This is a genomic window from Superficieibacter sp. 1612_C1, from assembly GCF_015234305.1.
Classification (GTDB): Bacteria; Pseudomonadota; Gammaproteobacteria; order Enterobacterales; family Enterobacteriaceae; genus Superficieibacter.
Genome location: NZ_JADGMI010000007.1, coordinates 132229 through 150315, shown reverse-complemented (window position 1 = coordinate 150315; position 18087 = coordinate 132229). Strand labels below are relative to the sequence as shown.

Below are 18087 nucleotides of genomic sequence, written 5' to 3'. Positions count from 1 at the left end.
GAAAAGGGACTACTGCTTTCCGATGACCAGCGAGACCAGCCCGGCAGCGATCAACGGCCCCACAGGCACGCCGCGAAACAGTGCCACGCCCAGTACCGTTCCCACCAGCAGGCCGGCGACCAGTTGCGGCTGGCTCCCCATCAGCGTTACGCCGCGCCCGCCCAGCCAGGAAACAAACACCCCTACGGCGATGGCAATCAGCGATTTCCAGTTCACAAACGAGTGAAGCAGCGTGGACGGCGGCAGGGTGCCGCTGGCGATAGGGGCCATAACGCCAATCGTCAGGATGATGATCCCGATGGTCAGCCCTTGCTTTTCAATCCACGGAAAAAAGGTGCTCAGCGGCGTCACCCGGACAATAATCAGCACCAGAATAGAAACGGCGACGGTAGTGTTATGGCTGACAAACCCCAGAGCTGCCAGCCCCAGCAGGACAAGCAGTGTGACATCAAACATCGTAGTTTTCCTTGCCGAAAAATAATAAGCATGCTCATTTTACGCACATACCCGTGAGTAAACAGGCTTTTTTTACCCGCTGATGCTTCCGGTTAAATAATCAGTCGACGGCTATCCCAGTAAAAATAAAAATCATTCTCATTTTTATCGCTACGCTGGTAATGTTGTATTCATGATGCATCTTATGATGGGGAGGGGATAAATGAGTATTCATGAAAAAGCAGGGCATACTTTTCTGGCCAGTCTTGGCAAAACGCGTTTGCGTCCCGGCGGCACAGAGGCGACCGAATGGCTGTTCAGCCAGGCGCAATTAACGCCGGAAAGCCGGGTTCTGGAAGTGGCCTGTAATATGGCGACGACGGCGATTGAACTGGTGCAACGCTATGGCTGTCATGTCACAGCCGTTGATATGGATAAGGACGCGCTGGCGAAGGCGAAGAATAACGTCGCGGCGCAGGGACTTGAAGATCATATTCAGGTTATGCCCGCCAACGCGAATAGTCTGCCCTTCGCCGATAACAGCTTTGACGTGGTGATTAACGAAGCCATGCTGACCATGTACGCTGACAAAGCCAAAGCGAAATTACTCGCCGAATATTATCGGGTTTTAAAGCCCGGCGGACGCCTGTTAACCCACGATATTATGTTTACCGCCGGACGGCTGGCTGAGGAGCAGCAAAGCCAGCTTCAGCAGGTGGTGAAATCCAATGTCAGTCCAATGACGAAAAAGGGCTGGCGGGATATTTTACTGGCATCGGGTTTTGCCGAAGTGAAGCAGCATCAGGGGCAAATGTCGCTGATGTCACCGCAAGGGTTAATCCGCGATGAAGGGCTTAAAGGCGCAATCAGAATTGTTTTTAACGGATTACGCTACCGCGAGAACCGCAGCCGCTTTGTGGGGATGTTTCGTTTTTTCCGGTCGCAGCGCAGACACCTCAACTATATCGCCTGCTGTTCTGTTAAAGGGCAGTAATATCCCCCGCGCATCGGCGCGGGGTGTAACGCTAATCACTTGAGGTGACGCTTTGCTTATGGAACAGCTCGCGGAACACCGGATAAATATCTTCCTGCTCGCGAATATGCTGAATGGCGAAATTATCAAACGATGCCTGAAGATGTTCATATTCCCGCCACAGCGTTTGATGCGCTCGCCGGGTGATCTCGATATAACTGTAGTAACGCACCATCGGCAGAATTTTCTTCGCCAGGATCTCGTGACACAGCGGCGAGTCATCCGCCCAGTTATCGCCGTCCGACGCCTGCGCGGCATAGATGTTCCACTGCGCCGGATCATAACGCTCTTTCACTACCTCATCCATCAGCTTCAGCGCGCTGGAAACGATGGTGCCCCCGGTCTCCTGCGAGTAGAAAAATTCATGCTCATCGACTTCTTTCGCCTGGGTATGATGGCGAATATACACCACATCGACGTTTTTATAGGTTCGGCTCAGGAACAGATAGAGCAGAATATAAAACCGCTTCGCCATGTCCTTGGTGGCCTGATCCATCGAGCCTGAAACGTCCATCAGACAGAACATCACCGCCTGACTTGAAGGTTCCGGACGTTTTTCATAGTTCTTGTAGCGCAGATCGAACGTGTCAATAAACGGCACGCGTTCAATTTTTGCCCGCAGTTCGGCGATCTCTTTACGCAGCCGTTCCTCTTCAAGCAGTTGCGCCGGTTCGCTTTTACTCACCGTATCCAGACTGGCTTCCAGCTCCCGCAGCTCGCGGCGTTTGCCTGCCGTCATTGCAGTCCGTCGGGCCAGCGAATTTTGCAGCGAGCGCACCACGCTAATGTTGGCGGGCACACCGTTGGAGGTATACCCGGCACGATGCGTTTTATATTCGTTCATCTGCCGATGCTGATTTTTCTTCAGGTTTGGCAGCGCTAAATCTTCGAAAAGGAGATCCAGGTACTCATCTTTAGAAATCTGAAATACAAACTCATCCTGGCCTTCACCATCCTGACTTGCCTGGCCTTGTCCGCTACCGCCGCCACCGCCGCCGCCCTGAGGACGTTCAATGCGATCGTTCTGAACGAAATGGTCGTTTCCCGGATGCACGCGGCTCCGCTCGCCGCCACGTCCCTGATGGAACATCGGTTCGTTGATATCGCCTGCCGGAATGGAGACGGATTCGCCGCTATCGACGTCCGTCACCGAGCGCTTGTTTATCGCTTCGGAAATAGATTGCTTAATTTGTGCTTTATAACGGCGTAAGAAACGCTGACGGTTCACCGCGCTCTTATTTTTACCGTTCAGTCGTCGGTCAATGAACCAGGTCATATGCCCCCCGTACTGCTTTTGCCAACTTCACGCTGCGTCTCAGGAACCAGGGCCCTGAGATCGCATCTTTATTCAGGCCCGGCGAGCATCACGCTGCCGGGCGTTAGTATTATGATGATTTACGTACCCGCAGATACCATTCGCACAACAGGCGAACCTGTTTACGGGTATAGCCTTTCTCCATCATCCGGTCGACAAAATCGTCATGCTTTTTCTGCTCGTCGGTCGAGGTCTTGGCGTTAAACGAGATCACCGGCAGCAGCTCTTCGGTATTAGAGAACATTTTCTTCTCAATAACCGTGCGCAGTTTCTCGTAGCTGGTCCAGTTTGGATTACGTCCGCTGTTATTCGCCCTGGCACGCAGTACGAAGTTAACGATTTCATTACGGAAGTCTTTCGGGTTACTGATCCCGGCAGGCTTCTCGATTTTTTCCAGCTCGGCATTAAGCGATTCACGATCAAAAAGCTGGCCGGTATCGGGATCGCGATACTCCTGATCCTGGATCCAGAAATCCGCATACGTGACATAACGATCGAAAATGTTCTGCCCATATTCGGAGTAGGATTCCAGATAGGCCGTCTGGATCTCTTTGCCGATAAATTCGGCATATTTCGGGATCAGATACCCTTTCAGGAATTCAAGATAGCGCTCTGCCAGCTCCTGCGGGAACTGCTCACGTTCGATCTGCTGCTCCAGTACGTAGAAAAGATGCACCGGGTTTGCCGCGACCTCCGCGTGATCAAAGTTGAAAACGCGAGACAGGATTTTAAAGGCGAAACGGGTCGAGAGACCGTTCATGCCCTCGTCCACCCCGGCGTAATCCCGGTACTCCTGATAAGACTTCGCTTTCGGGTCGGTGTCCTTCAGGCTCTCACCATCATAGACGCGCATTTTGGAGTAGGTGCTGGAGTTTTCCGGCTCTTTCAGGCGCGAAAGGATGGTAAAGCGGGCCAGCGTTTCCAGCGTACCCGGTGCGCACGGCGCATGGGTCAGCTCACTGTGATTAAGCAGTTTCTCGTAGATTTTGATCTCTTCAGAAATCCGCAGGCAGTAAGGCACCTTAACAATGTACACACGGTCAAGAAACGCCTCATTGTTTTTGTTATTACGGAACGTCACCCATTCAGATTCGTTCGAGTGGGCGAGGATAATTCCGTTAAACGGCAGGGCGGAGATCCCCTCTGTACCGTTGTAGTTACCTTCCTGCGTCGCCGTCAGCAGGGGGTGCAGCACCTTGATCGGCGCTTTAAACATTTCGACGAACTCCATGATCCCCTGGTTAGCCCGGCACAGCGCCCCGGAATAGCCATAGGCATCAGGATCGTTCTGGGCATGGTTTTCCAGTTTACGGATGTCCACTTTACCCACCAGCGCCGAAATGTCCTGGTTGTTCTCGTCGCCAGGTTCAGTTTTGGCAATCGCAATCTGTTCGAGAATGGAAGGCCACACTTTTACCACGCGGAATTTCGTGATATCGCCGCCAAATTCATGCAGGCGTTTCGCGGCCCACGGCGACATAATCGTGCCGAGATAGCGGCGCGGAATGCCGTACTCTTTATCCAGAATTTGCGCGTCTTCCTGTGGATTAAACAGACACAGCGGATGATCGTTAACCGGGCTGCGTTCGCCGTCAGCGCTCAGCACATAGATCGGCACGCGCTGCATGAGCGCTTTCAGTCGTTCTGCCAGCGACGATTTACCGCCGCCAACCGGCCCCAGCAGATAGAGGATCTGCTTTTTCTCTTCCAGGCCCTGAGCGGCATGTTTCAGGTACGAAACAATCTGCTCAATGGCCTCTTCCATACCGTAAAACTCCTCAAAGGCCGGATAGCGTGCGATAACCCGGTTCGAAAAGAGACGAGATAGCCGTGGCTCCTGAGCAGTATCAACCATCACTGGCTCACCGATTGCCGTCAATAGCCGCTCCGCCGCATTGGCGTAGGCGCTACGATCCTGGCGGCAAATAGTAAGAAATTCCTGCAATGTGAACTCTTCGTCCTTGGCAGCTTCATAACGCTGGCGGTAGTGATCGAATATATTCATGGCATGCCGTCCTTTCGTTTTAGCACAGGTAAAAGAGCCGTTCATATGAATAGTAGAGGCTCCCGGAAGAGGTAGGCTGAGCCACGCTCATTCACACTCCAGCAACCATTATGCCAAGTTAGAGGAGGCCAAAAGTCGATGTGCCCGGCGATACACCTTCTCAATAAAGCGTAGATGGCATTTGCAAAACTTGCCTGCGAGCCAGGCCCAATTTCAATGACATATCAATAACTCATCATTAAAAAATTCCTTCAGGCTGAAGAACATTGGCCTTGCGTCATGGTGATGTCACGAATATGCAAACCTTTTGTCATTAGCGGCAATCATGCTAAAACGTTTGTCTAAGTAAGGTTCTTGTAAATAATTTGGGATGTGAGTAAAGGGCGGTTACACTCCTTCAGCGGATAATTTGATACAGGAAAGAGCGAATTGTGACTAAATTCAAACTTGTGGCACTGGGTGTGCTAATTGCTTCTTCGGCTTCCGTTGCGCAGGCAGCAGCAGGCCCCTGGACAGTGGGCGCGGGTGTCGGCGTCGTACAAAACCCCTACAAGCAATATGACGACGATGTTTATCCTGTACCGGTAGTCGCTTATGAGGGCGATGATTTCTGGTTCCGTGGCCTCGGCGGCGGTTACTATTTGTGGAATGACAAGACCGATAAACTCTCCATTACAGCGTACTATTCGCCGCTGCATTTCAAACCTCACGACAGCGACAACAACCAGTTGCGCCAGCTCGATCGCCGTCGCTCCACGGTAATGGCGGGGCTGACCTATATTCATGAAACGCCATACGGCTTCCTGCGCACTACGTTTGCGGGCGATACGCTGGATAACAGTAATGGCTTCACCGGTGATGTGGCATGGCTTTACCGCTACACCAACGATCGCCTGCATATCACCCCAGGTATCGGGGTGGAGTGGAGCAGCGAAAACCAGAACGACTACTACTATGGTGTTTCCGGGAAGGAGTCTCGTCGCAGCGGGCTTAAGGGCTATAACCCTGACGACAGCTGGAACCCGTATGTTGAACTGGCCGTTAACTATAGCCTGACCGACAACTGGAATATCTACGGCTCCGGACGCTATACGCGCCTGTCGGACGAAGTGACCGACAGCCCGATGGTTGATAAATCCTGGTCCGGGCTCTTCTCTACCGGGGTAACCTACAGTTTCTGATAGTGCAAACTAACAGGGCATGTTGTGCGACAAAACAGGGCGAATATGCCCTGTTTTGCATTATGCTGGTGCAGTAAAAATCTCAGGAGGAGCTATGACAAAATCCGTTCACTTTAGTCATCAGGCCACGCTGCCGGCAATCGGTCAGGGCACGTGGTATATGGGAGAGAGCCGAAGCCAGCGCGCGGCTGAAGTCGCCGCGTTACGTGCTGGCGTGGAGCAGGGACTCACGCTGATTGATACCGCTGAAATGTACGCTGACGGCGGTGCGGAAGAGGTGGTGGGCGAGGCGCTGAAGGGCATTCGCGATAAGGTCTTTCTGGTCTCAAAAGTCTATCCGTGGAACGCGGGGGGTAAAAAAGCCATTGCCGCCTGTGAAGCCAGCCTGCGTCGTTTAGGCACCGATCATCTCGATTTGTATCTGCTGCACTGGCGGGGAAATTATTCGCTGGCGGAAACGGTGGAGGTGATGGAAACGCTGATTGCACAGGGAAAAATTGCCCGCTGGGGCGTGTCGAATCTGGACATCAATGACATGCAGGAGCTGTGGCAGGTTGACGGCGGTCAACAGTGTGCGACCAACCAGGTGCTTTATCATCTGGCCTCGCGCGGTATCGAATATGATTTGCTGCCCTGGTGCCAGCAACAGTCGCTGCCGGTGATGGCCTATTGTCCGCTGGCACAGGCCGGTCGTCTGCGTAACGGATTACTGAATAACAACGCGGTGCTGGATATTGCCCAGGCGCATAATGCCAGCGCGGCACAAATTCTGCTGGCGTGGGTGATTAGTCATCAGGGGGTGATGGCGATCCCGAAAGCGTCGAGCGTGGCGCACGTTAAAGAGAATGCCGAAGCGCTGAATATTACACTGAGTGCAGATGAGCTGGCAAAGCTGGACCGCGCGTTTCCGGCCCCGCAGCGCAAAATGCCGCTGGACGTGGTTTGATATGTGGTCGGGTAAGGTGAAGCCGCCACCAGCAAGACGCTAAAAGCTAAATGGCTACCGGGTGGGTAGCCATTTTTAGATACATCATGCCGGATAAGCCGCACCCGACAAATAACGCAGACTCAGCGTTTAGCCACGCGAATAGTCTGTGCCAGACGAGAAGGCTTCTCTTCGCTGGCTTTCTGCTTAACGGTAGCGCACGCCGTTTCAACGCAGACAAAGGTTTTATAGCCGTCATCCGGCATATCGCCCATGCTGACGGATAGTGCCGGGCCAGGGTTCCAGCCAACTACGTTGCAATGGTGATGATGAATCACTTCAATACTGCGGTTAAGCGCCGCATCGTGGATCACGCTACAGGCTTCCGGGTTAATGTAAACGCGGTCGGTGCGATCCGGGAAGGTCTGCACGCCGTCCGCCAGTACACCTTCCTGCGCGTCATTCACTTTATCGATGTAGCGATCGCCAAGGCCGCTGACCTTCACCGCGCTGATATCGCCAACGTTGAAGTACGTATGCAGGGCGGAGGTTGTTTCAAACTCGCCATGGGCTTCCAGCTCGATTTCACAGGTTTTACCCAGCTTATAGCGGGCGTAAAGCGTGAAATCATGCGGCCAGTACTGGCGTGTCGCATCGCTGCTCTGAAGTTCGAATGTCAACACTACGCCATTGTCATCTTCATTGTGTGCCTTTAGCGTCCACGGCAGATTGCGGGCAAAACCATGGGAGGGCAGACCTTTTTGTTCAGCCGGGCCAAACCACGGCCAGCACACAGGAACGCCGCCGCGCAGCGCCACACCGTTTTTAAACGGGGTGTTGCCGCTTAACCACAAGACTTCCTCTTCACCAGCCGGTTTCCAGGAGAGCAGATGTGCGCCCTGAAGGGCGAAGGAGGCTTTAACCTGCGGATGGTCAACAACGATCACATCCAGCTCGTCGAGCTGACGTTGAGAAAGAACCGGGGTTATCTGTTCGATTACAGGTAGAGCAAAAATTTTATTAATCATTAAGCGCAATCCTCTGTCTTCAAAACAAAAAAAGAGCGACCGAAGTCGCTCTTTTGGGATCATGTCTCATCTCAACTTATTTGGAGATGTGAGCAATCAGGTCCAGAACTTTGTTGGAGTAACCCGTTTCGTTGTCGTACCAGGAAACCAGTTTCACGAAGTTGTCGTTCAGTGCGATACCGGCTTTGGCATCGAACACGGAAGTGCAGATTTCGCCGTTGAAATCGGTAGATACAACGTCATCTTCGGTGTAACCCAGAACGCCTTTCATCGGGCCTTCGGAAGCCGCTTTGATGGCTTTCTTAATTTCTTCGTAAGAAGCCGCTTTTTCCAGACGAACGGTCAGGTCAACAACGGATACGTTCGGAGTCGGAACGCGGAACGCCATACCAGTCAGTTTGCCATTCAGTTCTGGCAGTACTTTACCTACTGCTTTAGCAGCACCGGTAGAGGACGGGATGATGTTCTGGGAAGCGCCACGGCCGCCGCGCCAGTCTTTGTGAGACGGACCATCAACGGTTTTCTGAGTTGCGGTGGTCGCGTGAACAGTGGTCATCAGACCTTCGATGATACCGAAGTTGTCGTTGATAACTTTTGCCAGCGGAGCCAGGCAGTTGGTGGTACAGGATGCGTTAGAAACGATGTCCTGACCTTCGTATTTGTCAAAGTTAGCGCCTTTAACAAACATCGGGGTGTTGTCTTTGGACGGACCAGTCAGAACGACTTTTTTAGCGCCAGCAGTGATGTGCTTACGAGCAGTTTCGTCGGTCAGGAAGATACCGGTAGCTTCAGCAACAACGTCAACACCGATTTCGTTCCATTTCAGGTTAGCCGGGTCTTTTTCTGCGGTAACACGGATGGTTTTGCCGTTAACAACCAGATGGCCGTCTTTCACTTCTACGGTACCGTTGAAACGGCCGTGAGTGGAGTCATATTTCAGCATGTACGCCATGTAGTCAGCGTCCAGGAGATCGTTGATGCCAACGATTTCGATGTCAGAACGTTCCTGAGCAGCACGGAAAACAATGCGACCGATACGGCCAAAACCGTTGATACCTACTTTGATAGTCATATATTCCACCAGCTATTTGTTAGTGAATAAAAGGTTGCCTGTAAAATTACAAAAACCTTACGCAGCGTCAAGCGGAATCGTGTCAATCATTGCGACAAATCAATCCTCTGCCTAACCTTTGGACGACTGACTCGCTCCACTTTTCCTTTGGGCTGAAAACCACATGGGGGCTGCGCCCGGAATTTTAAAGGGCTAGCCGGATAAAAATGTGAACACCATCACAATAATCAGGGTAGCCCCGCACACCGGATAAGTTTAGAACAAATAGCCAGACCTTGATGTTAATGTTTTGTTAGAATAGGCTTATAAATGTAAGTGCGACTACCGCGAGATGTGAGAAAATGGCTAATAAACCCTCCTCAGAAACGCTAAAAAATTCGCTGAGCGAAATGCAGTTTTATGTGACGCAAAATCATGGCACCGAACCGCCGTTCACCGGCCGTTTACTGCACAATAAACGCGAAGGGGTCTATCACTGCCTGGTCTGCGACGCGCCGTTGTTCAATTCTCAGTCAAAATACGAGTCCGGCTGCGGCTGGCCGAGCTTCTATGAACCCGTTAGCGAAGACGCGGTGCGTTCGTTAAATGACTACTCGCACGGTATGCAACGCATTGAAATTCGTTGTGGAAACTGCGACGCGCACCTCGGCCACGTCTTCCCGGATGGCCCTCAGCCCACCGGCGAGCGCTTCTGCGTTAACTCGGCTTCCCTGAGCTTTACCGATGATAGCGATGGCGAACAAATCAAGGGTTGAAAAATCGATTCAGCAAATTATTCCAGCAGCAGGAGCAACAGCATGGATCTCAACAACGTTATTGAGAGCATGACCCCGGAAGTGTATCAACGTCTGGTGACCGCAGTAGAGTTAGGCAAATGGCCTGATGGTGTGGCGCTGACGCCTGAGCAAAAAGAGAACAGCCTGCAACTGGTGATGCTGTGGCAGGCGCGTTACAACACCGACGCTCAGCATATGACCATCGACACCCGCGGTCAGATGGTCATGAAAACCAAGCAGCAGCTAAAAGAAGAGTTTGGTATTGCGCCGCAACCGATCGCGACGTTCAAATCCTGACCCTGAGCGGGGCGGCCTTCCGTCGATCTCGCTCTTTCGCCCGCTAAGCCTGTGCTATCGGGCGAATACGACACTCACTTCTTATTCATCATCGCTTTCAGATCGGCGAACGGGTTATATTTCGCTGCACCCACGCTATCCTGCGCGTCTTCACCCGCGACCACCGTGGAGCCATATTGATCGGCCTCAGTATATTTCGAGTGCTCGTGATCGTGGCAGTACAGGCACAGCATCTCCCAGTTACTGCCATCCTCGGGATTATTTGAATGATCGTGATCGATATGATGCACGGTCAGCTCACGGAGATTTGAGTACACAAACTCGCGCGAGCACCGTCCACAGACCCAGGGAAAAAGCTTCAGCGCTTTCTCGCGATAGCCGACTTCAAGCCGGGCATAATTTTTAGGGATAAATGCCATAGTTCAGTGCCTTCCAGAGTAATAATGATGCAATGTGTTGCGAACATCATAGTGGGATGGTAAGTCATGCTACCCTTGCGTTTCCGTCCAGTCGGCCAGGGTATAGAGCGTGGCCCCCGCGACCGACATCTCCATAAACGCGTGCGCGCCGTCCTGCGCATTCAGATCCACAGCGCGACAGCCGTCGGTAATCACATTCACCTGATAACCCAGTTGCAGCGCATCCAGCACGGTAAATTTGACGCAATAATCCGTTGCCAGCCCCATCACGATTACTTCGCCAACCTCATGTTCCCGCAGCCAGTTATCCAGCCCGGTTTGCTGACGGTGTTCGTTATCGAAAAAGGCACTGTAGCTGTCAATCAGCGGATGTTGGCCTTTCCGAAAAACCGCTTCGATTGCGTCACGCTTCAGTAGCGGATGCAGCTCTGCGCCTTCGCTCCCCTGAACGCAGTGATCGGGCCAGAAGGTCTGTGGAATGCCATCCAGCACGCCTTCGCTAAAAGGCTCGACGCCGTGCTGGCTGGCAAAACTACCGTGATCCGCCGGATGCCAGTCCTGGCAGGCAACGATTTTGATGCTGTGGCTGCGACACCAGTCAATCAGCACGTTGGCGATATCAACGGTGCTATCGCCTTCCGGCACGGCCAGCGCGCCGCTCGCGCAAAAATCATTCTGCATATCGACCAGTAACAGTGCGCGTTTATTCATGATTCCTTCCTCATTCATCTGGCGTCAGCTCACCACGCAAATTTTGCATCATGGCGGTACGAATCGCGTCAGTACTCAGCCCCTGGCTTAGCAGGTAGTGAAGTTTGGTCAGCGTGGCTTCGACCGTCATATCAAACCCGCTGATCACCCCCGCGTGCGCCAGCGCGTTTCCGGTGGCATAGCCGCCCATATTCACTTTGCCTGACATACACTGGGTAAGATTGATCACCACGATACCACGCTGGCTGGCGTCGGCCAGCTCCTGAAGAAACTCGGCGTTCTGCGGCGCGTTACCTACGCCGTAGGAGCGCAGGATCAACGCCTTGACCGGCTGTCGCAGAAAGTTACGTACCACGTCGGCAGAAATCCCCGGATATATCGTCACCACGCCGATAGGCTGGGGAGTAATCGGGTGAACAATCAGCTCACCGGTGCCGCGCGGAGAGGGCGGTGTACCCAGGCGGCGAATGTGGATGCCGGCCTCCAGCAATGGAGCCAGGTTAGGCGAGGCAAACGCATCAAACCCATCGGCATGCGCTTTCGTGGTGCGATTACCGCGATAAAGACGATTATTAAAAAACAACGCCACTTCACTGATGGGGTAATTCGCGGCAACGTATAACGCATTCAGCAAATTAATCTGTCCGTCAGAGCGCAGCTCCGCCAGCGGGATTTGTGACCCTGTCACAATGACCGGCTTACCGAGATTCTCCAGCATAAAGGAGAGGGCCGAGGCGGTAAACGCCATGGTATCGGTGCCGTGCAGGATCACAAAGCCATCGTAATGGTCGTAATTCGCCTGGATATCTTCCGCGATATGCTGCCAGTCCTGCGGCGTCATATCGGAAGAGTCCATCAGCGGCTGGTACTCATGAATGGCAAAATCCGGCATCTCCGGGCGATGGAATTCCGGCATCTGCGACAGCTGCTGCTGGAGATGACCAGATACAGGAATATAGCCCTGCTCGGAGCGCTGCATACCAATGGTGCCGCCGGTATAGGCGACGTAAATGGATTTCTTTTGCATGATGTCTTTGAATCAGGAACGCTCCCCTCCGCCAGGCGGAGGGGAGACAGGGGTTAACGAATATTCGCGCAAGTTAAGCAAAACGCATAGCGGTTTTGCGGATCGTTGAAGGCCGCGAGTTTATCGCTTTCTTCCTTCACCACGCTTGCGGCACCCGCCAGCGGAGCCGGAAGGTACGCCTGCATTGCCTGCGGCAGCATGGCGCGGACCGAACCGGTCAGACTATCAACCACCATGTTGAAGACGCCCGGCTCTTCCACCAGATAATCCAGCTGCCACTGCTTGAGCTTCGCCAGCTCGGCCGCTTTAGCAACCGCATCGTCAAAGTCGCCGAGGCTGTCGACCAGACCGTTATTTTTCGCATCCTGACCGGTCCAGACATGGCCCTGAGCAATCTTATCGATTTGCTCCGGCGTACTCTTACGGGCCGCGGCAACCAGCGAAATAAAGCGCTGATAGCCATTTTCGATGCTCAACTGCATGATCTGCTGAACTTCCGGTGGCAGATTTTTAGTAATTGAAACATCCGCCAGCGGCGAGGTAGCCACGCCATCGGTATGGACGCCAATCGAATCAAGGCTGTTTTCTACAGTATTAATCACGCCGAAGATACCGATAGAACCCGTCAGCGTGCTTGGGTTAGCCACGATATAGTTCGCGGGTGTTGAAATCCAGTAACCGCCGGATGCTGCCATGCCACCCATGGAAACCACCACCGGTTTACCCGCCGCTTTTGCCGCCGCCAGTTCTGAACGAATGACTTCTGAAGCGCTGACGCTGCCGCCAGGGCTGTTAACGCGCAGTACGATGGCTTTCACATCGGCATCGAGACGCGCTTCGCGGATCTGCGCGGCGGTGGTGTCGCCGCCTACGTTACCCTGGGTCGCTTCACCATCCATGATCGCGCCGTTAGCGAAGATCACCGCGATTTTGCCACCCTCTTGCGCCGGTTTTTTCAGCGCATAGTCATACATGCTGATGGCGCTGAAATCTTTGTCTTTATCGCTCCAGCCAAACTGTTTGGTCAGCGCTTTTTCCATATCGGCGCTGGAGCCCAGCTCATCAACCAGCTTGTTATCCAGCGCGTATTTCGCGGTATCACCACCGGCTTTACGCAGGCCGTCGAGAACCCCCTGAGCACCAGGGAATACCTGTTGCGCGGTGATTTTTCGATTGGAGGCAATGGTAGAGAGATAGTTCTGCCACAGTTCGCCAATCCAGCGGCTGTCCGCTTCACGCGCGGCAGGAGACATATCATCACGAATAAACGGCTCTACTGCGGATTTATAGGTGCCGACGCGGAACACGTGGGTCGACACTTTCAGCTTATCCAGCAGCGATTTGTAATACAGGCCGTTGGTGGCAAAACCGTGCAGATCGACCGTGCCCTGCGGCGACAGCCAGATTTTGTTCGCGAAGCTGGCGAGGTAATACTGGCCCTGCGTGTAGCTATCGCCAACGGCATACACCGGTTTGCCACTGTCGCGGAACTCGCGCAGGGCTTTACCGATGTACTGCATCGACGGCTGATCGGCCCCGGCAAAGTTTTTCAAATCCAGCACAATACCCGTGATATTACGGTCTTCTTTTGCCTGCCGAATGGAATGCACGATATCAAATAGCGAGTTTTCCTGGAGGCGATCGGAGTTGGCACCAAACAACTGGCGAGTCACCGCGCTCAGTTTACTGGTAGGAGACGGGTTATCGACAACAACACCGGTAATATCCAGCAGCAGCGCGCCGCGCTGGGTGTTCTCTTCCGGACCGCTGGTGAGCTGCATCCAGATCCCGACGCACACCAGCAGCAGGAAAATAAACACCACATTAAGAACTAGCTGGCGTACAAAGTTCAGTAAACGCCATGTCCACTTAAAAAATCCGGCAATATATCGCCAAAGGGTTCGCATGCAATCTCCCTGACCAAACAGAATGAAAAATTTGCCGTGTCGGCAAAATCGTGTGGCTATCCTAAATACACCGTCGCCACTTGTCAGCAGGAATCGCCGCCGGTGCTGTAACAAAACGCCTGTACATGTTAATTTTGTGAAGAATTAACATAACAGGAGTTAATTAATGGACGCACTTGAACTGCTCGTCAACCGCCGCAGTGCTTCACGGCTGATCGACCCGGCTCCGGCAGGCGATCAACTGGAAAATATCTTACGCGCCGGCATTCGCGCGCCGGACCACGGTACGCTGCAACCGTGGCGATTTTTTATTGTAGAAGGTGAGGCGCGTCAGCGCTTCGGTGAGCTGCTGGAAAAAGGCGCAATCGAGGCCGGATCGGACGAAAAAGCCATCGACAAAGCGCGTAACGCGCCGCTTCGTGCCCCGATGATTATCGCGGTGGTGGCAAAATGCGAGGAGCACCATAAGGTGCCACGCTGGGAACAGGAAATGTCTTCCGGTTGCGCGGTGATGGCCATGCAAATGGCGGCGCTGGCGCAAGGATTTAACGGCATCTGGCGCAGCGGTCCGTTAACCGACAGCCCGGTCGTGCGTGAAGGGCTGGAGTGTCGCGCGCAGGATAAAATCGTCGGTTTCCTCTATTTAGGCACGCCGCAATTAAAAGCCTCGACCACCATTGAGATGGCCGATACCGCGCCGTTTGTGCGTTATTTTTGATAACAGCGGAAAAACTGTCTGGATTATGAGCGAAAGCAGCGTGATTCAGACAGTAGTACTTATCACTGCCCGCTTCTGGCGCTACCATAGCGGCAGTGCATTGACAGGAGAGGTCCATGAGCGCGCAAGCTATTCGTTTAACGCAATACAGCCACGGAGCGGGTTGCGGTTGTAAAATTTCCCCTAAAGTGCTGGAGACGATCCTGCACAGCGAACAGGCAAAGTTTATCGACCCCAACTTGCTTGTCGGCAATGAAACCCGCGATGATGCGGCGGTCTATGATTTGGGCAACGGTACGTCCGTTATCAGCACCACCGACTTCTTTATGGCGATCGTTGATAATCCGTTCGACTTTGGCCGCATTGCCGCCACCAACGCCATCAGCGATATTTTTGCCATGGGCGGAAAGCCGATTATGGCCATCGCTATTCTCGGCTGGCCAATTGAGAAACTGGCTCCGGAAATCGCCCGCGAGGTGATCGAAGGCGGGCGTCATGCGTGTAAACAGGCGGGTATTGCTCTCGCAGGCGGCCACTCTATTGATGCCCCTGAGCCTATTTTTGGGCTGGCGGTGACGGGCATCGTGCCGACCGGGCGCGTGAAGAAAAACAGCACTGCTCAGGCGGGATGCAAACTGTATCTTACCAAGCCGCTGGGGATTGGCGTGTTAACTACCGCCGAGAAAAAATCCCTGCTTAAGCCGGAACATCAGGGACTGGCGACTGAAGTGATGTGCCAGATGAACCTTGCCGGCGCGGCGTTTGCCAACCTTGACAGCGTAAAAGCGATGACCGACGTCACCGGTTTCGGCCTGTTAGGCCACCTGAGCGAAATGTGTCAGGGCGCAGGCGTGCAGGCGCAGATCCGCTTTGAAGATGTGCCGAAACTGCCGGGCGTGGAAGAGTATATCCTGCTGGGCGCGGTGCCGGGCGGGACCGGGCGTAACTATGCCAGCTATGGGCATCTGATGGGCGATATGCCGGAAGCGTGGCGTAGCCTGCTGTGCGATCCGCAAACCTCCGGCGGCCTGCTGCTGGCGGTAACTGAGGAAGGCGAAGCGGAAGTCCAGGCCGCTGCCGCGGAATTTGGCATCAGCCTGAGCGCCATTGGCGAACTGGTGCATGCACGCGCGGGACGACCGATGATCGAGATCCGTTAAGTCGATGCGGCTGTTTATTGCGGAAAAACCAAGCCTCGGCCGGGCGATTGCGGATGTGCTGCCTAAGCCGCATCGCAAGGGCGATGGCTTTATTGAGTGCGGAAATGGTCAGGTAGTGACCTGGTGTATCGGCCATCTACTCGAGCAGGCGCAGCCTGACGCCTACGATGGCCGCTACGCGCGCTGGAATCTGAGCGATCTGCCTATCGTGCCCGAAAAGTGGCAGCTCCAGCCGCGACCGTCGGTAACGAAGCAGCTCAACGTGATTAAGCATTTTCTGCACGAGGCCGAAGAGGTGATCCACGCGGGTGACCCGGATCGTGAAGGGCAACTGCTGGTGGACGAGGTGCTGGACTACCTGCAACTCGCCCCGGCAAAGCGTCAGCAGGTGCAGCGCTGCCTGATTAACGATCTCAACCCGCAGGCCGTCGAGCGTGCCATTTCACGCCTGCGTGCCAACAGCGAGTTTATTCCGCTGTGCGTCTCTGCCCTGGCGCGGGCAAGGGCCGACTGGCTGTACGGTATCAATATGACCCGCGCTTACACCATTCTCGGACGCAACGCGGGCTATCAGGGCGTACTTTCTGTCGGACGGGTGCAAACGCCGGTGCTCGGGCTGGTGGTCAGACGCGATGAGGAAATTGAAAACTTCGTCGCCAAAGACTTTTTCGATGTCAAAGCGCATATCGTCACGCCAAAGGACGAGCGCTTTACCGCGCTCTGGCAACCCAGCGAAGCCTGCGAACCGTATCAGGATGAAGAGGGGCGTCTGCTGCACCGTCCGCTGGCCGATCACGTGGTGAACCGGATCGCCGGGCAGCCCGCCATTGTCACCTCGTATAACGATAAACGGGAATCAGAACCCGCGCCGCTGCCGTTTTCTCTTTCATCGCTGCAAATTGAGGCCGCCAGACGTTTCAACCTCAGTGCGCAGAACGTGCTGGATATCTGCCAGAAGCTCTATGAAACCCACAAGCTGATTACCTACCCGCGTTCAGACAGTCGCTATCTGCCGGAAGAGCATTTCGCCGGACGTCAGGCGGTAATGAACGCCATCGGTGTTCATGCGCCGGACCTGCTGCCGCAGCCGGTGGTCGATCCGAACAAACGCAACCGCTGCTGGGATGATAAAAAGGTGGATGCCCACCATGCGATCATCCCGACAGCGCGCAGTTCCTCCGTCAATCTTAACGACAATGAGGCGAAGGTGTACGGTCTGATTGCCCGCCAGTATCTGATGCAATTTTGCCCGGATGCCGTGTTCCGCAAATGCGTCATTGAACTGGAAATTGCTAACGGCAAATTCGTTGCCAAAGCGCGTTTTCTGGCCGATGCGGGCTGGCGCACGCTGCTGGGTTCGAAAGAGCGAGATGAAGAGAACGACGGCACGCCGCTGCCGGTGGTTGCTAAAGGCGATGAGCTGTTGTGTGAAAAAGGCGAGGTCGTCGAGCGGCAAACCCAGCCGCCGCGCCACTTTACCGATGCCACGCTGCTTTCCGCCATGACCGGGATCGCCCGTTTTGTGCAGGATAAAGATCTGAAGAAGATCCTGCGCGCCACCGATGGCCTTGGCACCGAAGCCACCCGAGCCGGCATCATCGAACTGCTATTTAAGCGCAGTTTCTTGCATAAGCAGGGGCGTTATATTCATTCAACGGAAGCGGGGCGCGCGCTGATCCACTCTCTGCCCGAAATGGCGGCACGGCCAGATATGACCGCGCACTGGGAGTCGGTGCTGACGCAAATCAGTGAAAAACAGTGCCGCTATCAGGATTTTATGCAGCCGCTGGTTGGCACTCTTCATGACCTGATTCACCAGGCCCGCAGCACGCCGGTACGTCAGTTCCGGGGCATTGTTGCGCCGGGTGCGGATAAGAAAAAAACCTTCCGTAAACGCAGCAGCAAAAAAGCGGCGTCGTCCGATAAAGGCGCAGACGCCGCCACGTCTTAATCTATTCTGAAAAACGCCTTCGAGGGTATATCGCTCAAAGGCGTTTTTTTTAACCCTGATATTATTCCCGCCGATTTTGGGCGATATCCCGGATAAATATAAGAGATAGAAATCTGTTGGCGGCGCG

General features: G+C 54.0%; 17 protein-coding genes. 8 read left to right on the top strand and 9 right to left on the bottom strand.

All coding sequences use genetic code 11. The annotated features are described in order from the left end of the window. Positions 1–9: 9 nt before the first annotated feature. The gene (locus INT84_RS22160) at positions 10–456 is read right to left on the bottom strand and encodes a DUF441 domain-containing protein (RefSeq protein ID WP_176918238.1); all 447 of its coding nucleotides are present in this window, start codon (positions 454–456) and stop codon (positions 10–12) included. 202 nt (positions 457–658) lie between these two features. Here INT84_RS22160 and INT84_RS22155 point away from each other — a divergent pair, with 202 nt between their 5' ends. Next, positions 659–1429 (top strand): cyclopropane-fatty-acyl-phospholipid synthase family protein, encoded by a 771-nt coding sequence (locus tag INT84_RS22155; protein WP_194208490.1) that lies wholly within the window; start codon positions 659–661, stop codon positions 1427–1429. Positions 1430–1460: 31 nt separating this feature from the next. On the opposite strand, the gene INT84_RS22150 is transcribed toward INT84_RS22155, so the two are convergent. Then, positions 1461–2744 carry a YeaH/YhbH family protein gene (locus INT84_RS22150; RefSeq protein ID WP_194208489.1) on the bottom strand — a complete coding sequence of 428 codons (1284 nt, stop codon included), beginning with the start codon at positions 2742–2744 and terminating at the stop codon, positions 1461–1463. A 109-nt stretch (positions 2745–2853) separates the two neighbouring features. After that, complete coding sequence (yeaG, locus tag INT84_RS22145) at positions 2854–4788, bottom strand: protein kinase YeaG (protein ID WP_176918235.1); 1935 nt, start codon at positions 4786–4788, stop codon at positions 2854–2856. Between the two features lie 431 nt (positions 4789–5219). On the opposite strand from yeaG, the gene INT84_RS22140 reads away from it, so the two are divergent. Both INT84_RS22140 and INT84_RS22135 read left to right on the top strand, forming a co-directional pair. Next, positions 5220–5969, top strand: coding sequence for a MipA/OmpV family protein (locus INT84_RS22140; RefSeq protein ID WP_194208488.1), 750 nt, complete (start codon positions 5220–5222; stop codon positions 5967–5969). Positions 5970–6063: 94 nt separating this feature from the next. Then, positions 6064–6915: an aldo/keto reductase gene (locus INT84_RS22135; RefSeq protein ID WP_194208487.1), complete on the top strand. Its 852-nt coding sequence runs from the start codon at positions 6064–6066 to the stop codon at positions 6913–6915. Positions 6916–7037: 122 nt separating this feature from the next. Here INT84_RS22135 and INT84_RS22130 read toward each other — a convergent pair whose 3' ends face one another. Beyond that, positions 7038–7922: a D-hexose-6-phosphate mutarotase gene (locus tag INT84_RS22130; RefSeq protein WP_194208486.1), complete on the bottom strand. Its 885-nt coding sequence runs from the start codon at positions 7920–7922 to the stop codon at positions 7038–7040. 76 nt (positions 7923–7998) lie between these two features. Next, the gene (gene gapA, locus INT84_RS22125) at positions 7999–8994 is read right to left on the bottom strand and encodes a glyceraldehyde-3-phosphate dehydrogenase (RefSeq protein WP_194208485.1); all 996 of its coding nucleotides are present in this window, start codon (positions 8992–8994) and stop codon (positions 7999–8001) included. A 341-nt stretch (positions 8995–9335) separates the two neighbouring features. Here gapA and msrB point away from each other — a divergent pair, with 341 nt between their 5' ends. Both msrB and INT84_RS22115 read left to right on the top strand, forming a co-directional pair. After that, entirely contained in the window at positions 9336–9749 is a 414-nt protein-coding gene (gene msrB / locus INT84_RS22120; RefSeq protein WP_194208484.1) for a peptide-methionine (R)-S-oxide reductase MsrB, read from the top strand. 42 nt (positions 9750–9791) lie between these two features. Next, entirely contained in the window at positions 9792–10067 is a 276-nt protein-coding gene (locus tag INT84_RS22115) for a YeaC family protein (protein ID WP_176918230.1), read from the top strand. 74 nt (positions 10068–10141) lie between these two features. Here the strand turns inward: INT84_RS22115 and yajD are convergent, their stop codons facing one another. The 4 genes from yajD to sppA form a co-directional block, all read right to left on the bottom strand. Continuing rightward, positions 10142–10486 (bottom strand): HNH nuclease YajD, encoded by a 345-nt coding sequence (gene yajD / locus INT84_RS22110; protein ID WP_176918229.1) that lies wholly within the window; start codon positions 10484–10486, stop codon positions 10142–10144. A 69-nt stretch (positions 10487–10555) separates the two neighbouring features. After that, positions 10556–11197: a bifunctional nicotinamidase/pyrazinamidase gene (pncA, locus tag INT84_RS22105; protein ID WP_194208483.1), complete on the bottom strand. Its 642-nt coding sequence runs from the start codon at positions 11195–11197 to the stop codon at positions 10556–10558. 10 nt (positions 11198–11207) lie between these two features. Beyond that, on the bottom strand, positions 11208–12224 hold the full coding sequence (gene ansA, locus INT84_RS22100) for an asparaginase (RefSeq protein WP_176918227.1): 1017 nt from the start codon (positions 12222–12224) through the stop codon (positions 11208–11210). A gap of 53 nt (positions 12225–12277) precedes the next feature. Beyond that, positions 12278–14131 (bottom strand): signal peptide peptidase SppA, encoded by a 1854-nt coding sequence (sppA, locus tag INT84_RS22095; protein ID WP_176918225.1) that lies wholly within the window; start codon positions 14129–14131, stop codon positions 12278–12280. Positions 14132–14297: 166 nt separating this feature from the next. Between sppA and INT84_RS22090 the strand changes: the two genes are divergently transcribed. The 3 genes from INT84_RS22090 to INT84_RS22080 all read left to right on the top strand — a co-directional run bounded on the left by INT84_RS22090 (position 14298) and on the right by INT84_RS22080 (position 17960). Further along, positions 14298–14849: an NAD(P)H nitroreductase gene (locus INT84_RS22090; RefSeq protein WP_194208482.1), complete on the top strand. Its 552-nt coding sequence runs from the start codon at positions 14298–14300 to the stop codon at positions 14847–14849. A 116-nt stretch (positions 14850–14965) separates the two neighbouring features. Next, positions 14966–16009, top strand: coding sequence for a selenide, water dikinase SelD (gene selD, locus INT84_RS22085; protein WP_194208481.1), 1044 nt, complete (start codon positions 14966–14968; stop codon positions 16007–16009). 4 nt (positions 16010–16013) lie between these two features. Next, on the top strand, positions 16014–17960 hold the full coding sequence (locus tag INT84_RS22080; RefSeq protein WP_194208480.1) for a DNA topoisomerase III: 1947 nt from the start codon (positions 16014–16016) through the stop codon (positions 17958–17960). Positions 17961–18087: the final 127 nt, after the last annotated feature.

What these genes read in the sequence shown, in the direction of transcription:
- msrB (WP_194208484.1), top strand. Translation starts at nt 9,336, where the DNA reads ATGGCTAATAAACCCTCCTCAGAAACGCTAAAAAATTCGCTGAGCGAA.
- INT84_RS22080 (WP_194208480.1), top strand. Translation starts at nt 16,014, where the DNA reads ATGCGGCTGTTTATTGCGGAAAAACCAAGCCTCGGCCGGGCGATTGCG.
- INT84_RS22150 (WP_194208489.1), bottom strand. Translation starts at nt 2,744, where the DNA reads ATGACCTGGTTCATTGACCGACGACTGAACGGTAAAAATAAGAGCGCG.
- INT84_RS22090 (WP_194208482.1), top strand. Translation starts at nt 14,298, where the DNA reads ATGGACGCACTTGAACTGCTCGTCAACCGCCGCAGTGCTTCACGGCTG.
- pncA (WP_194208483.1), bottom strand. Translation starts at nt 11,197, where the DNA reads ATGAATAAACGCGCACTGTTACTGGTCGATATGCAGAATGATTTTTGC.
- yeaG (WP_176918235.1), bottom strand. Translation starts at nt 4,788, where the DNA reads ATGAATATATTCGATCACTACCGCCAGCGTTATGAAGCTGCCAAGGAC.
- yajD (WP_176918229.1), bottom strand. Translation starts at nt 10,486, where the DNA reads ATGGCATTTATCCCTAAAAATTATGCCCGGCTTGAAGTCGGCTATCGC.
- selD (WP_194208481.1), top strand. Translation starts at nt 14,966, where the DNA reads ATGAGCGCGCAAGCTATTCGTTTAACGCAATACAGCCACGGAGCGGGT.
- gapA (WP_194208485.1), bottom strand. Translation starts at nt 8,994, where the DNA reads ATGACTATCAAAGTAGGTATCAACGGTTTTGGCCGTATCGGTCGCATT.
- ansA (WP_176918227.1), bottom strand. Translation starts at nt 12,224, where the DNA reads ATGCAAAAGAAATCCATTTACGTCGCCTATACCGGCGGCACCATTGGT.
- INT84_RS22135 (WP_194208487.1), top strand. Translation starts at nt 6,064, where the DNA reads ATGACAAAATCCGTTCACTTTAGTCATCAGGCCACGCTGCCGGCAATC.
- INT84_RS22155 (WP_194208490.1), top strand. Translation starts at nt 659, where the DNA reads ATGAGTATTCATGAAAAAGCAGGGCATACTTTTCTGGCCAGTCTTGGC.
- INT84_RS22160 (WP_176918238.1), bottom strand. Translation starts at nt 456, where the DNA reads ATGTTTGATGTCACACTGCTTGTCCTGCTGGGGCTGGCAGCTCTGGGG.
- INT84_RS22115 (WP_176918230.1), top strand. Translation starts at nt 9,792, where the DNA reads ATGGATCTCAACAACGTTATTGAGAGCATGACCCCGGAAGTGTATCAA.
- INT84_RS22130 (WP_194208486.1), bottom strand. Translation starts at nt 7,922, where the DNA reads ATGATTAATAAAATTTTTGCTCTACCTGTAATCGAACAGATAACCCCG.
- sppA (WP_176918225.1), bottom strand. Translation starts at nt 14,131, where the DNA reads ATGCGAACCCTTTGGCGATATATTGCCGGATTTTTTAAGTGGACATGG.